This is a genomic window from Pseudomonas sp. P4_B4 (assembly GCF_056402255.1).
Map to the genome: position 1 here is coordinate 1 of NZ_JBFUHS010000036.1, position 13,109 is coordinate 13,109.

The following is a 13,109-nucleotide window of genomic DNA, read 5'->3' on the forward strand; positions in this document are numbered from 1 at the left end:
AATCCTTCCCCGCACAACCGCCGGATTTACGCAGCCTGATCTTTGACCACAAGAGCTTCGCGATTTATGGCTCGCTCGCCCTGATCGGCTTCGCCTTGTATCCGGTTCTTGTTCATCGGCTCGCGGTTTCGCTCCACGCTTCCTCCCCACACTCGGTCGCCCTCATGCAGTTGCGCTTCGCTTCGTTCGCTGTGGTCAGCTTACGGCGGGACTTTCACCCACAAGATTGCGCCCATGCTGGGCGCACCACAAAAAAACCCATGATCAATCATGGGTTTTTTGTTTTCAGCGCCAGGGTTTATGCCGGGGCGGAAGTCCGGATCAAGTGATCGAAAGCGCTCAGGGAAGCCTTGGCGCCCTCGCCCACTGCGATCACGATCTGCTTGTACGGCACGGTGGTCACGTCGCCGGCGGCGAACACACCCGGCACCGACGTTTCACCACGAGCGTCGACGATAATCTCGCCTCGTGGCGATAGTTCGATCGAGCCCTTGAGCCAATCGGTGTTGGGCAACAGACCTATCTGCACAAAGATCCCTTCCAGCTCCACACTGCGCAACTCGTCGCTCTGACGATCCTTGTAGCGCAGGCCGTTGACCTTCTGGCCGTCGCCGGTGACTTCAGTGGTTTGCGCACTGGTGATCACGGTGACGTTCGGCAGGCTGTGCAACTTGCGCTGCAATACCGCATCGGCACGCAACTGCACATCGAACTCCAGCAGCGTGACATGGGACACGATACCGGCCAGGTCGATGGCCGCTTCGACGCCGGAGTTGCCGCCGCCAATCACCGCCACGCGCTTGCCCTTGAACAGCGGGCCGTCACAGTGCGGGCAGTACGCCACGCCCTTGTTGCGGTATTGCTGTTCGCCCGGCACGTTCATTTCACGCCACCGTGCGCCAGTTGCGAGGATCACGGTCTTGGCCTTGAGCTTCGCGCCGCTGGCGAAGTGGACTTCGTGCAACTCACCTACTTTGCCAGTGATCAATTTGTCTGCGCGTTGCAGATTCATGATATCCACGTCGTACTGCTTGACGTGCTCTTCCAGCGCCACGGCCAGTTTCGGCCCTTCGGTTTCCTGCACGGAAATGAAGTTTTCGATGGCCATGGTGTCGAGCACCTGACCACCAAAACGCTCTGCCGCGACGCCGGTGCGAATACCTTTGCGAGCCGCATAGATCGCCGCCGAAGCACCGGCCGGGCCACCGCCGACCACCAGCACATCAAAGGCTTCTTTGGCGCTGATCTTCTCGGCCTGGCGTTCGATGCCGCTGGTGTCGATCCTGGCGAGGATTTCTTCCAGACCCATGCGGCCCTGACCGAAGTTCACACCGTTCAGGTAGATGCTTGGGACCGCCATGATCTGGCGCTCATCAACTTCAGCCTGGAACAGCGCGCCATCGATGGCGACGTGGCGAATGTTCGGGTTCAGTACCGCCATCAGGTTCAGCGCCTGGACCACGTCCGGACAGTTCTGGCAGGACAGCGAGAAGTAAGTCTCGAAGTTGAACTCGCCCTTGAGCGAGCGGATCTGTTCGATCACTTCGACACTGGCTTTGGACGGGTGACCGCCGACTTGCAGCAAGGCCAGCACCAAGGACGTGAATTCGTGGCCCATCGGGATGCCGGCGAAACGCAGGCTGATATCGGCCCCCGGGCGATTGATCGAGAACGACGGCGTGCGTGCATCATCGCCGTTGTCGAGCAAAGTAATCTGGGTGGAAAGACTGGCAACGTCTTTCAACAGTTCGAGCATTTCCTGGGATTTCGCACCGTCGTCGAGGGAAGCAACGATCTCGATCGGCTGGGTAACCCGTTCCAGGTACGATTTCAACTGGGCTTTAAGATTGATGTCCAACATACGGGCGATTTCCTTTTTGCTGTTTCATATAAAGCAGGCATAAAAAAACGCCCGAGCGAATCTCGCCCGGGCGTTTTTATTGGGCGGTGCAGCTTACCGAGTAGGCGCGGAGTTCCGCCCTGATGGTGCGATCACAGACTTAGATCTTGCCAACCAGGTCCAGGGACGGCGCCAGAGTGGCCTCGCCTTCTTTCCACTTGGCTGGGCAAACCTGACCTGGGTGAGCAGCGACGTACTGGGCTGCCTTGATTTTGCGCAGCAGCTCGGAAGCGTCACGGCCTACACCGCCGTCGTTCAGTTCAACGATCTTGATCTGGCCTTCCGGGTTGATCACGAAGGTGCCGCGGTCAGCCAGGCCTGCTTCTTCGATCAGCACGTCGAAGTTGCGGGAGATGGCGTGGGTCGGGTCGCCGATCATGGTGTACTGGATTTTGCCGATGGCTGGCGAAGTGTTGTGCCAGGCAGCGTGGGCAAAGTGGGTATCGGTGGAAACGCTGTAGATCTCGACGCCCAGCTTCTGGAACGCGTCGTAGTTGTCGGCCAGGTCTTCCAGCTCGGTCGGGCAAACGAAGGTGAAGTCGGCCGGGTAGAAGAACACCACAGACCACTTGCCTTTCAGGTCAGCGTCCGAGACTTTTACGAAGTCGCCATTTTTGAATGCGTCAGCTTTGAACGGTTTAACTTGGCTGTTGATGATAGGCATCGTTGACTCTCCGTCAGGGGTTAAGAAGTTGATGGAGAGAACTTTACCCACTCGACGAACGGTTGGCTCATTGGCAAACCTGATGCTGCTGATTGGCTTTCGCTATTAGCCAGCTGTATTAATAGAAGAAAACGGTATCTAGGGTGACACGGGCTTTTCCGTGATACGCGCCATGCCGAGGAACGGACTGGCTTCGATGTAACGCATGGCTGACTTCATGTCTTTCCAGCCTACATAACTCATCAAGGACTTCAAATCCCAGCCGCTCTGATGCGCCCAAGTGGCAAAGCCGCGACGCAAGGAGTGACTGGTATAAAGCTCGCCGGCGATACCTGCTCGCGCCAACGCCTGACGCAATAGCGGAATCACACTGTTGGCGTGCAATCCCTCCTCGCCCAGATGCCCCCAGCGGTCGATGCCACGAAACACCGGCCCACGCACCAGTGCCGCCTCGGTAATCCAGTCGATATAAGCCTGCACCGGACACAAGCGCTGCAAGGCCGGTGTCTGATAGGTCTTGCCGATGTTATCGCGATCACTCTTGCTGCGCGGCAGATAGAGACTGATGCCGGAACCGGCGCTGGCCTGCACGTGTTCCACCTGAAGCCGGCACAACTCATCACTGCGAAAGCCGCGCCAGAAGCCCAGCAGGATCAAGGCCATGTCGCGCCTGGCCCGCAGTAAACCCGCTCGATCGCCTTCGGCCCTGGCGGTTTGCACTTCTTGCTCCAGACAACTGACCACCTGCTCCAGATGCTGAAGCTGCAAGGGTTCGGCTTGTTTTTCCTGGGCCGGGTGCAGCGCGCGAATGCCCTTGAACACCTTGCGCACCACCGGCGCCTTGGTGGGATCGGCAAACCCCTGGCTGTTGTGCCATTGCGCCAATGCCGACAAACGCAGTTTTAGCGTGTTGATCGACAACACCCCGGCATGGGCCACCAGGTAGCGCGCCACGCTGTCGCCGGTGGCCGGCAGAAAACCGCCCCACGTGACTTCGAAGTGTTCGATGGCTGCGCGATAGCTGCGACGGGTGTTGTCGCGTGTCGCTGCTTGCAGGTAACGATCCAGCTCGGTCATGGGGTCAACTCTTGAATTCATACCGCTTTGATGGGTCAAAAACCGGTACTTGGCGTATCACACGGGGTAATACCAGTATATCCCGTATCAGTTATATTCAGCATTTAACTTTATTAATTGAATGGTACAATGTGTATTTACGTGGTACGTACCACATCATCAAAACCCGGGAGATCTCATGGCACGCGGCGGTGTAAATAAAGCGGTGGTTCAAGCCGCTCGGTTGGCGATCCTCGCCCGCGGCGAAAACCCCAGCATCGATGCCGTACGCATCGAGATGGGCAATACCGGCTCGAAAACCACGATTCATCGATATCTCAAGGAGCTGGATAACCGGAGCGAACCTGCCGAAGCACCAGCGGAACCGATTGACGACGAACTGATGGCGCTGGTGGCACGGCTCGCACAAAGACTCAAGGAGCAGGCGCAAGAACCCATCGACCAGGCGCGCGCGCAGTACGAAGAACAACGCAAGGTGCTGGATAACCAGCTCGGCAAAGCGCAAGAGGCCAACAGCGAACTGCACCAGCAATACGAATTTCAAAGCCTGGCACTGACCCAGGAATCCGAGGCCCTGCAAGAAACCCGCGCCATTCTGCAAACGGAGCAAACCCGCAACGCCGGGCTGAACCAGGCGCTGGCCGATTTCGAACTGCGCTTGAAAGACAAGGACGAGCAGATCCGCTCCCTTGAAGAAAAACACCTGCACACTCGCGACGCGCTGGAGCACTACCGCAATGCGGTCAAGGAACAGCGCGAACAGGAAATGAGTCGCCATGAAGGCCAAGTGCAACAGCTACAGATGGAACTGCGCCAGGCACAACAAAGCGCACTGGTACGCCAGGATGAAATCACCCAGTTACACCGTGACAACGAACGCTTGCTGACTGAAAACCGCGGCACACTGCGCGAGCTGAGCCTGCTGCAAGAACAGCTCAAGCAGAGCAATACCCGCCAGGATCAGTTGCTGGAACAAACCACCCGCGTCGACGGCGAGCGCACCCTCCTCCAGGAACGCCTGCGCGTCGCCCTGCTGGAAAGCCAGGCACTCAAACAGAATGTCGATGAGCAGTCGCAGCTCAACAGGTCACTGGAAATGGATTTGGCCAAGACCCGGACGGATCTTGAAGAGCGCGTACATCTGGCCGCGACCCTTGCGGCAGCGGCAGACGCAGCGAAGGACGATTAACCGGCGACCGGCGTACGCATGGTGACGAACTCTTCGGCGGCCGTCGGGTGCACGCCGATGGTTTCGTCGAAGTCGCGCTTGGTGGCGCCGGCCTTCAAGGCAATCGCCAGGCCCTGGACGATTTCACCGGCGTCCGGGCCGACCATGTGGCAACCCAAGACCTTGTCGGTCCGGGCGTCCACCACCAGCTTCATCAGCGTGCGCTCCTGGCATTCGGTCAGGGTCAGCTTCATCGGCCGGAAGCGGCTTTCGAAGACCTGCACCTCGTGGCCGGCTTCGCGAGCCTCTTCCTCGGTCAAACCGACGGTGCCGATGTTCGGCAGACTGAACACCGCCGTCGGGATCATCTTGTAATCCACCGGACGATACTGCTCTGGCTTGAACAGGCGTCGTGCAACCGCCATGCCTTCAGCCAGCGCCACCGGAGTCAGCTGAACACGGCCGATCACATCGCCCAGCGCCAGGATCGACGGCTCGGCGGTTTGATACAGCTCATCGACCTCGACGAAGCCTTTCCTGTCGAGTTTGACCCCGGTGTTTTCCAGCCCCAGATTGTCCAGCATCGGACGACGCCCTGTGGCGTAGAACACGCAATCGGCTTCCAGTTGGCGGCCATCCTTGAGCGTGACTTCCAGGCTGCCATCGGCCTGCTTGTCGATGCGCTCGATGTCCGCATTGAATTGCAGGCCCATGCCGCGCTTGGTCAACTCTTCCTGCAAATGCTTGCGCACGGAACCGTCGAAGCCGCGCAGGAACAATTCGCCGCGATACAGCAGCGTGGTCTTGGCACCCAAGCCGTGGAAGATCCCGGCGAACTCGACCGCAATGTAACCACCGCCCACCACCAACACCCGCTTGGGCAGTGCTTTAAGGAAGAACGCCTGGTTGGAACTGATGGCATGCTCGTGCCCCGGAATCTCCGGAATCTGCGGCCAGCCGCCGGTAGCGATCAGGATGTTTTTGGCGCTAAAGCGCTCGCCATTGATCTCGACCTGATGTGGGTCGACGATTTTCGCGTGACCTTCATGCAAGGTCACGCCACTGTTGACCAGCAGGTTGCGATAAATGCCATTGAGGCGATTGATCTCACGGTCCTTGTTGGCGATCAAAGTCGGCCAGTCGAACTGCGCCTCATCCAGACCCCAGCCAAAACCGGAAGCCTGCTCGAAGTCTTCGGCGAAGTGCGCACCGTAGACCAGCAATTTTTTCGGCACGCAGCCGACGTTCACACAGGTCCCGCCCAGATAGCGGCTCTCGGCCACGGCGACTTTCGCGCCAAACCCGGCGGCAAACCGCGCAGCCCGCACACCGCCGGAACCGGCACCAATCACATAAAGGTCAAAATCGTAGGCCATTTTCAATCTCCTCGGCAGGTGACCAGCATACCTGCAGACATTTGTTGGGCAAGCGCTGCAGTCGATATGGGGCCTGAAAATAAAAAAGCCACCCGAAGGTGGCTTTTCAATACAGTCAGGTCGAAAGCGATCAGTACGCCTTGCCCGTCTTGTAGAAGTTCTCGAAGCAGAAGTTGGTCGCGTCGATGTAGCCTTCGGCGCCACCGCAGTCGAAACGCTTGCCCTTGAACTTGTAGGCAATCACGCAACCATCCTGCGCCTGCTTCATCAGGGCGTCAGTGATCTGGATTTCGCCACCTTTGCCTGGCTCGGTTTGTTCGATCAGGCTGAAGATGTCCGGCGTCATGATGTAACGACCGATGATCGCCAGGTTCGACGGGGCATCTTCCGGCTTTGGCTTCTCGACCATGTTGCGCACGCGGTACAGGTCGTCACCAATCAGGTCGCCGGCAATCACACCGTACTTGCTGGTTTCTTGCGGGTCGACTTCCATGATCGCGACGATGGTGCAGCGATACTGCTTGTACAGCTTGACCATCTGCTTCAGTACGCCGTCACCTTCCAGGTTGACGCACAGGTCATCCGCCAACACCACGGCGAACGGCTCGTCGCCGATCAGTGGACGACCGGTGAGGATCGCATGACCCAAACCTTTCATTTCAGTCTGGCGAGTGTAGGAGAACGAGCACTCATCCAACAGGCGGCGGATGCCGACCAGGTATTTCTCCTTGTCGGTGCCCTTGATCTGGTTTTCCAGCTCGTAGCTGATGTCGAAGTGGTCTTCCAGGGCGCGCTTGCCGCGACCGGTGACGATGGAGATTTCGTTCAAGCCAGCGTCCAGTGCTTCTTCAACGCCGTACTGGATCAGTGGCTTGTTCACCACCGGCAGCATTTCTTTGGGCATGGCTTTAGTCGCTGGCAGGAAGCGAGTACCGTAACCGGCTGCTGGGAACAAGCATTTCTTGATCATATAAGTCCTTGTAAGGGCTGTGCGTGTACGAGTTTCGGCGCAGTCTAATCAGGCGGCGTGCACCTTACAATGCCCCCGCGCTGGCTAACCGATGCCAACATAGAGAAATAAACTTGCCGATAGTTCCCTGCGCGAGCCCTTATGCATAGCAGAGACTTGCGCAATTGCACGGATTTCAACCGCCCGGAACGAACCACCATACGCCCATCGACACCCGTTGAGTGCGTTTGGCGGTATCATGGCGCGATTGAACCAGACAACGAGGCAAATAGATGTCGGCAGTAAAAAGCGTCAACGGATTCCTGATCAATCAGGAGAAAGACGGTCAATGGTGGGTGGCCAGTGTCGCCGGTGAAAATATCGCCGGACCTTTCCCTTCCGAAGCCCTGGCAATCGAAGTGGCTTCGGTGCTGGAGCTTGAGCACCCGGAACCCAAGCGACGCAGCAAGGACAAGAACTGATCGACGTCCGATGCGAAAAGCCCTGTCATTGCGCAGGGCTTTTTTATGAATGCATGCAATAACGTGGCGTTTGGCTATAACCTTTTGCCTGCGACGCTGTCTCAGCCTTAGCCCCCCCCTGATGATGATCAAGCCATGAACAAAATTTTGCCTTTGCTAGCGGTATTGGCCCTGAGCGGTTGCGCAACGTCGAAAGAAACCTATCTGGGTAACGGAGAGCAAGGTCTATCGATTGACTGCTCCGGGGAAGCCAATTCCTGGGCTGCGTGCTACGAAAAGGCCGATTCGTCCTGTGCAGGCAGCGGCTACAAGATCGTCGGAACCGATGGCACCCCCTCGCTCAAGGAGAGCGAAAAGACTCTCGGCGCCGACGTCGGCAACTACAAGAGCCGCAACGTCGTGGTGATCTGCAAGTAAGGCGCCGCGCTCTACATATGGATTTCGGCGAATTTGATTCCGAGCCCGCGCACGGTATCGATCAGATCATCAAGGCGGCTGAAGGACTCGACTTCATCATTGTCATCCACCAGGAAATAGCTGCGCCCGGCACTTTTCTTGAAAAACACGATCCATTCCCCCAGCTCCGCCGGATTCTGAATCACATGAGTGGCAGAGATTAAACCCTCTGCATGGCGCTCCCGGACCTGCTCTCGCTTCATATTCGACTCCAGAAATAACGATGCCGCCAAAGCAAGGCTTTGGCGGCATCGTTGCTGATGGTCGATAGTCTATCAGCCGGAAATGCACTCGTTGGCGGCATTCTGTACGTCCTTTGGCCGCACCGGGACATTGGACATGCTCTCGTGCAGCTTGATGCTGCTGCCGCCGGTGCGTTCTTCGATGTCAAACACGGCAGACGGACCCGAGGAAAATTTGAGCGGCACGATCACGCGCAAACCATCCTTGTGCGGCTGGATCTGCAAGGCGCCACGGCTGGCAGCCAGCTTTTCGCTCAGGCATTGCGCGTATTCATGGGGCTTCTTGCCGGAAATCACGTTCATCGTCGGCAAGGACTCGTTGATTTCCGAGACGTTCGCACAACCACTGATCGTCAATGCCATCGGCAACAACCACAAACCCCACTTCATACTAAACCTCCGATAAAGACCCTCGGACAGCGCAACTGCGATTTTTCTCCGAGACAAACTGCTTTATCGCTCATCAAATGTGAAATAAGCGTTTTTAATTGTCGAAGCGGCCGGATAATAAGGCGTTCGGGCTGATAAACTGCGCCAATCGCCCATGCTATCGTTTTGATTTTGTAGAAAAAGCCCTTCTGGAGGCGCCTCATGAAATTTATCCATCAGCGCGAGCACCTCAATGAAGACGACATCGTCGTCATTCAATGCTCCCAAATGTGCAACATCCGCTTGATGAACGACGCCAACTTCCGCAGCTTCAAGAACGGCGGTCGTCACACCTATCACGGCGGTGCATTCGACACGTTTCCGGCGCGCATCACTGCCCCTAGCACCGGCTTCTGGAACATCACGATCGACACCGTCAACCGCCGCGCTATCAGCGTGACGCGCAAACCCACCCTGACGCACTCGATCAAAATCATTCGCCGTTCCAGCACGAAACTGAGCTGATCAGCGAACCCGAAACACAAGACAGGCAGATACAACCGTGGCCCAAACGACCAAGTACGTCATCAAATACAAACTCAACGGTGAGCGCCGCTTCGAGTTTGCCCAGCTTGAAAACGGCACCCCGGAAGAAGCCAAGGCGGCGCTGGATGCCATTCATGGACAGGACGACGTCATCAGCGAAATCAGCGTCAGCAAAGCGCTGTAACACGATCCGGAGCGACAATGGACGTCTGCTCCCACTCGCAATTCGACCGCAAGCACCGGAGTGCCAGCTTCATCCTTGCCTTGCAGACTGGCCACCTCAACAACAAGAGGCCCGGCAATGAGCGAGCAATATCTGGACAGGCTGGACTGGCCCCGGCTGGAACAGCAACTTGATCAGGACGGTTACGCCGTCATCCCGTCACTGTTGAGCCACAAGGCTTGTGAGCTGGTCAGCGCCTTGTACCCTCGAACCGAGCTGTTTCGCTCCCACGTGGTGATGGCTCGTCACGGGTTCGGGCGAGGCGAGTACAAGTATTTCAGCTACCCGTTGCCGGAACTTGTGGCCCGCTTGCGCAGCGCGCTCTACCCACGACTGGTGCCCATCGCCAATCGCTGGCATGAACAGATGGGCTTGCCGGTGCGTTTTCCTGAAACCCTTCCAGCCTTCCTCGATCGCTGTCATGCCGCTGGTCAGAACCGTCCGACACCCTTGTTGTTGCAATATGGTCCGCAGGACTACAACTGTTTGCACCAGGATTTATACGGTGAGCACGTTTTCCCGCTGCAAGTGGCGATTCTGCTGTCAGACCCTGATCAAGACTTCACCGGCGGCGAATTTGTCCTGACTGAACAGCGCCCGCGAATGCAGTCACGCCCGATGGTCATCGGCCTGAAGAAAGGTGACGGGTTGATCTTTGCGGTCAACCAACGGCCGATCAAAGGGACTCGCGGTTACTACCGAGTGACCCTGCGACACGGCGTGAGTCGCCTGCACAGCGGCAAACGGCATACCCTTGGAATCATCTTTCACGATGCGTCATGAGCCCATGAACCCGCTGACTTTCGATCTGTTTGCCAATGCAGAGCCCGAGCAACAGCCCAGGCGCGAGCAGATTGGTGAACAGTCCTACGTGCTTAGAGGCTTCGCCCTGCCCTGGCTGGAACGCTTACTACCCGCCCTGGAGGCGGTGCTGGTGGCCGCGCCATTTCGGCAGATGGTCACACCCGGCGGTTTCACCATGTCGGTCGCCCTGAGCAGTTGTGGCCAATTCGGCTGGACCACGGACCGCAGCGGTTATCAGTACACCCGCGACGATCCACAAACCGGTCGGCCCTGGCCAATGATGCCCGAGGTGTTTTTCCAACTGGCACAAGCGGCGGCGCAGGCAGCGGGTTTCGCCGATTTTGCACCGGACTCCTGCCTGATCAACCGCTATATCCCTGGGGCAAAAATGTCATTGCATCAAGATAAGGACGAACACTCCTACGCCGCCCCCATCGTTTCAGTATCCCTGGGTTTGCCGGCGATGTTCCTGTTCGGGGGTTTTGCACGCAGCGACAAAAGTCAGCGCGTTCCGCTGTTCCATGGTGACATCGTGGTCTGGGGTGGCGTGGATCGCCTGCGTTATCACGGTGTGTTGCCGATCAAAGACGGCCATCATCCGAAGCTGGGCGAGCAACGCATCAACTTCACCTTCCGTACCGCCGGATAAAGACTTCGAATTTGACCGCAAGCGCCGGAGTGTGTGGGAATTGCCCCATGGTTAATGTGCAGGCAACCCCTCAATGGACGTGACGCCATGACAACCCAATCGACCAAGATCACCATCGAAAACGATCCGCGCTGGGCCGCCGTGGTCGCGCGCGATCCCAAGGCTGACGGGCAGTTTGTCTATGCCGTGAAGACCACTGGCATCTACTGTAATCCCAGCAGCCTCGCGCGCTTGCCCAAACCACACAATGTCGAATTCTTCGATAGCGCCGAACAGGCCCGGGCCGCGGGTTATCGTCCGAGCAAGCGCGCGACAAAGGATCAGAGCGAACTCGCCGCGCAACATGCCGCCACCGTGGCCGCCGCGTGCCGCCAGATCGAAAGCGCGCAAACGCTGCCCGCCCTAGGCGAATTAGCTGAGGCGGCGGGCCTGAGCAGCTTCCACTTTCATCGCGTGTTCAAAGCCGTCACCGGCCTGACGCCCAAGGGCTACGCCGATGCTCATCGCTCACGCAAGGTGCGCGAGCGACTGGCAACCGGCGGCTCGGTGACCGATGCCCTGTATGACGCCGGCTTCAACTCCAACAGCCGGTTTTACGAAGCGGCTGACCATCTGCTCGGAATGAAACCCGGGGACTACCGCGCGGCCGGTCAAAACAACGACATTCGTTTTGCCGTCGGCCAGTGTTCGCTGGGCGCGATTCTGGTGGCGCAGAGTGAGCGCGGGGTCTGTGCGATCCTGCTGGGCGATGATCCGCACCAACTGGTCTGTGATCTGCAAGACAAATTCCGGCGCGCCAACCTGATGGGTGCCGATCATGAATTCGAGCAATTGATTGCCAGGGTCGTCGGCTTTATCGAGGCGCCGGCCATTGGCCTGGATTTGCCGCTGGACGTACGCGGCACGGCGTTTCAGGAGCGTGTCTGGCAAGCGCTGCGGGACATTCCCGTGGGCAGCACTGCCAGCTACGCCGATGTCGCCCAGCGTATCGGTCAACCAAAAGCCGTTCGCGCCGTGGCCCAGGCCTGCGGCGCGAACAGCCTGGCCGTGGCGATCCCTTGCCATCGCGTGGTGCGCAGCGATGGCAATCTGTCGGGCTATCGCTGGGGTGTCGAGCGCAAACGGCTGTTGCTGGAGCGCGAGTCGCAGTGATCAGCGATTCACATCCACCACCACGCGCCCGCGTAACTGCCCGGCCAGCAAGCGCGGCGCGGCTTCGATGGCTTCGCTCAAGCCGATTTCGTGACTGATCAGCGGCAACAGATTGAAGTCCAGATCCTGGGCCAGGCGATTCCAGGCTTCCACGCGCTTGGCTTTGGGCTGGGTCACGCTGTTGATGCCGGCCAGGGTCACGCCGCGCAAGATGAACGGCGCAACGGATGCCGGAAAGTCCATGCCCTGGGCCAAACCGCAGGCCGCGACGGTGCCATTGGCCTTGGTGCTGGCGCATGCGTTGGCCAGGGTGTGGCTACCGACCGAGTCGATGACGGCCGCCCAGCGCTCCTTGGCCAAAGGTTTGCCCGGCTCGGACAAGGTGGCGCGATCAATGATTTCGCCGGCACCCAGTTGCTTCAGGTAGTCGTGCTCCGAGGTGCGTCCGGTGGACGCGACCACCCGGTAGCCGAGCCTGCTCAGCAACGCTATGGCGAAGCTGCCGACGCCACCGTTGGCGCCGGTCACCAGAACTTCGCCCTGCCCGGGCGTCACACCGTTGTGCTCCAGCGCCAGGATGCACAGCATCGCCGTGTAGCCCGCCGTACCGATGGCCATCGCCTGGGCAGCGCTAAACGCCTTGGGCAGCGGAATCAGCCAGTCACCGTTCAAGCGCGCCTTCTGCGCCAATCCACCCCAATGCCCTTCACCCACGCCCCAGCCATTGAGCAGGACTGCGTCACCGACCTTGTAGTCCGGGTGCCCGCTGGTTTCGACGACACCAGCCAGATCGATGCCCGGCACCATCGGGAATTTGCGCACCACCGGACTGCTGCCGGTGATCGCCAGGCCATCCTTGAAATTCAGCGTGCTGTAGGCAACACGCACCGTGACATCGCCCTCGGGTAACTGATCGTCCTGGATCTCTTGCAGTGTGGCCCGGTAACCGCTGTCGTCTTTGTCGATCAAAATGCCTTTGAACATTACGGCCTCTCAATGGAATCAGTCTGGTGGTGGTGCAATTGAAATAACACATGGCAACGGATTGCCGT

General features: G+C 58.5%; 17 protein-coding genes. 9 read left to right on the forward strand and 8 right to left on the reverse strand.

The features are described from left to right. On the forward strand, positions 1-329 hold a 329-nt coding region (locus tag AC1DVE_RS26300), incomplete at its 5' end, for a hypothetical protein (protein ID WP_477784325.1). Here the strand turns inward: AC1DVE_RS26300 and ahpF are convergent. From ahpF to AC1DVE_RS26315, 3 genes are all read right to left on the reverse strand, one after another. Further along, a complete protein-coding gene (gene ahpF / locus AC1DVE_RS26305) occupies positions 299-1,861 on the reverse strand; it encodes an alkyl hydroperoxide reductase subunit F (protein ID WP_223460923.1) in 1,563 nt (520 codons plus the stop codon). The genes AC1DVE_RS26300 and ahpF overlap by 31 nt on opposite strands. 139 nt (positions 1,862-2,000) lie before the next feature. Next, positions 2,001-2,564: an alkyl hydroperoxide reductase subunit C gene (gene ahpC / locus AC1DVE_RS26310; RefSeq protein WP_007975937.1), complete on the reverse strand. Its 564-nt coding sequence runs from the start codon at positions 2,562-2,564 to the stop codon at positions 2,001-2,003. Between the two features lie 138 nt (positions 2,565-2,702). Further along, positions 2,703-3,641, reverse strand: coding sequence for a site-specific integrase (locus AC1DVE_RS26315; protein WP_223460921.1), 939 nt, complete (start codon positions 3,639-3,641; stop codon positions 2,703-2,705). Positions 3,642-3,819: 178 nt separating this feature from the next. On the opposite strand from AC1DVE_RS26315, the gene AC1DVE_RS26320 reads away from it, so the two are divergent. Then, complete coding sequence (locus AC1DVE_RS26320) at positions 3,820-4,830, forward strand: DNA-binding protein (protein ID WP_223460919.1); 1,011 nt, start codon at positions 3,820-3,822, stop codon at positions 4,828-4,830. On the opposite strand, the gene gorA is transcribed toward AC1DVE_RS26320, so the two are convergent. Beyond that, positions 4,827-6,185 (reverse strand): glutathione-disulfide reductase, encoded by a 1,359-nt coding sequence (gene gorA / locus AC1DVE_RS26325; RefSeq protein ID WP_223460917.1) that lies wholly within the window; start codon positions 6,183-6,185, stop codon positions 4,827-4,829. The genes AC1DVE_RS26320 and gorA overlap by 4 nt on opposite strands. 130 nt (positions 6,186-6,315) lie before the next feature. Further along, positions 6,316-7,155: a UTP--glucose-1-phosphate uridylyltransferase GalU gene (gene galU / locus AC1DVE_RS26330; protein WP_007975949.1), complete on the reverse strand. Its 840-nt coding sequence runs from the start codon at positions 7,153-7,155 to the stop codon at positions 6,316-6,318. Between the two features lie 272 nt (positions 7,156-7,427). On the opposite strand from galU, the gene AC1DVE_RS26335 reads away from it, so the two are divergent. Then, the gene (locus AC1DVE_RS26335; protein ID WP_223460915.1) at positions 7,428-7,616 is read left to right on the forward strand and encodes a hypothetical protein; all 189 of its coding nucleotides are present in this window, start codon (positions 7,428-7,430) and stop codon (positions 7,614-7,616) included. Positions 7,617-7,751: 135 nt separating this feature from the next. Next, positions 7,752-8,033 carry a hypothetical protein gene (locus tag AC1DVE_RS26340; RefSeq protein WP_223460914.1) on the forward strand — a complete coding sequence of 94 codons (282 nt, stop codon included), beginning with the start codon at positions 7,752-7,754 and terminating at the stop codon, positions 8,031-8,033. Between the two features lie 11 nt (positions 8,034-8,044). Here the strand turns inward: AC1DVE_RS26340 and AC1DVE_RS26345 are convergent, their stop codons facing one another. Beyond that, a complete protein-coding gene (locus AC1DVE_RS26345) occupies positions 8,045-8,275 on the reverse strand; it encodes a hypothetical protein (protein WP_008053025.1) in 231 nt (76 codons plus the stop codon). A 72-nt stretch (positions 8,276-8,347) separates the two neighbouring features. Then, complete coding sequence (locus AC1DVE_RS26350; RefSeq protein ID WP_223460912.1) at positions 8,348-8,704, reverse strand: hypothetical protein; 357 nt, start codon at positions 8,702-8,704, stop codon at positions 8,348-8,350. A gap of 201 nt (positions 8,705-8,905) precedes the next feature. Here AC1DVE_RS26350 and AC1DVE_RS26355 point away from each other — a divergent pair, with 201 nt between their 5' ends. From AC1DVE_RS26355 to ada, 5 genes are all read left to right on the forward strand, one after another. After that, the gene (locus AC1DVE_RS26355) at positions 8,906-9,208 is read left to right on the forward strand and encodes a DUF1883 domain-containing protein (RefSeq protein ID WP_007912251.1); all 303 of its coding nucleotides are present in this window, start codon (positions 8,906-8,908) and stop codon (positions 9,206-9,208) included. A gap of 37 nt (positions 9,209-9,245) precedes the next feature. Beyond that, complete coding sequence (locus AC1DVE_RS26360) at positions 9,246-9,413, forward strand: hypothetical protein (RefSeq protein WP_191624874.1); 168 nt, start codon at positions 9,246-9,248, stop codon at positions 9,411-9,413. Positions 9,414-9,530: 117 nt separating this feature from the next. Then, positions 9,531-10,235 carry a 2OG-Fe(II) oxygenase gene (locus AC1DVE_RS26365; RefSeq protein WP_223531529.1) on the forward strand — a complete coding sequence of 235 codons (705 nt, stop codon included), beginning with the start codon at positions 9,531-9,533 and terminating at the stop codon, positions 10,233-10,235. Further along, positions 10,225-10,905 carry a DNA oxidative demethylase AlkB gene (gene alkB, locus AC1DVE_RS26370; protein WP_223531530.1) on the forward strand — a complete coding sequence of 227 codons (681 nt, stop codon included), beginning with the start codon at positions 10,225-10,227 and terminating at the stop codon, positions 10,903-10,905. The genes AC1DVE_RS26365 and alkB overlap by 11 nt, the downstream gene beginning before the upstream one ends. Before the next feature lie 87 nt (positions 10,906-10,992). Continuing rightward, positions 10,993-12,057 carry a bifunctional DNA-binding transcriptional regulator/O6-methylguanine-DNA methyltransferase Ada gene (ada, locus tag AC1DVE_RS26375; RefSeq protein ID WP_223531531.1) on the forward strand — a complete coding sequence of 355 codons (1,065 nt, stop codon included), beginning with the start codon at positions 10,993-10,995 and terminating at the stop codon, positions 12,055-12,057. Here ada and acuI read toward each other — a convergent pair whose 3' ends face one another. Further along, the gene (gene acuI, locus AC1DVE_RS26380) at positions 12,058-13,041 is read right to left on the reverse strand and encodes an acrylyl-CoA reductase (NADPH) (protein ID WP_223460904.1); all 984 of its coding nucleotides are present in this window, start codon (positions 13,039-13,041) and stop codon (positions 12,058-12,060) included. Between the last annotated feature and the right edge of the window lie 68 nt (positions 13,042-13,109).

Bases quoted from the DNA above. Each gene is read 5' to 3' on its own strand.
- ahpF (WP_223460923.1), bottom strand. From the start codon at position 1,861: ATGTTGGACATCAATCTTAAAGCCCAGTTGAAATCGTACCTGGAACGG.
- ahpC (WP_007975937.1), bottom strand. From the start codon at position 2,564: ATGCCTATCATCAACAGCCAAGTTAAACCGTTCAAAGCTGACGCATTC.
- AC1DVE_RS26315 (WP_223460921.1), bottom strand. From the start codon at position 3,641: ATGACCGAGCTGGATCGTTACCTGCAAGCAGCGACACGCGACAACACC.
- AC1DVE_RS26320 (WP_223460919.1), top strand. From the start codon at position 3,820: ATGGCACGCGGCGGTGTAAATAAAGCGGTGGTTCAAGCCGCTCGGTTG.
- gorA (WP_223460917.1), bottom strand. From the start codon at position 6,185: ATGGCCTACGATTTTGACCTTTATGTGATTGGTGCCGGTTCCGGCGGT.
- galU (WP_007975949.1), bottom strand. From the start codon at position 7,155: ATGATCAAGAAATGCTTGTTCCCAGCAGCCGGTTACGGTACTCGCTTC.
- AC1DVE_RS26335 (WP_223460915.1), top strand. From the start codon at position 7,428: ATGTCGGCAGTAAAAAGCGTCAACGGATTCCTGATCAATCAGGAGAAA.
- AC1DVE_RS26340 (WP_223460914.1), top strand. From the start codon at position 7,752: ATGAACAAAATTTTGCCTTTGCTAGCGGTATTGGCCCTGAGCGGTTGC.
- AC1DVE_RS26345 (WP_008053025.1), bottom strand. From the start codon at position 8,275: ATGAAGCGAGAGCAGGTCCGGGAGCGCCATGCAGAGGGTTTAATCTCT.
- AC1DVE_RS26350 (WP_223460912.1), bottom strand. From the start codon at position 8,704: ATGAAGTGGGGTTTGTGGTTGTTGCCGATGGCATTGACGATCAGTGGT.
- AC1DVE_RS26355 (WP_007912251.1), top strand. From the start codon at position 8,906: ATGAAATTTATCCATCAGCGCGAGCACCTCAATGAAGACGACATCGTC.
- AC1DVE_RS26365 (WP_223531529.1), top strand. From the start codon at position 9,531: ATGAGCGAGCAATATCTGGACAGGCTGGACTGGCCCCGGCTGGAACAG.
- alkB (WP_223531530.1), top strand. From the start codon at position 10,225: ATGCGTCATGAGCCCATGAACCCGCTGACTTTCGATCTGTTTGCCAAT.
- ada (WP_223531531.1), top strand. From the start codon at position 10,993: ATGACAACCCAATCGACCAAGATCACCATCGAAAACGATCCGCGCTGG.
- acuI (WP_223460904.1), bottom strand. From the start codon at position 13,041: ATGTTCAAAGGCATTTTGATCGACAAAGACGACAGCGGTTACCGGGCC.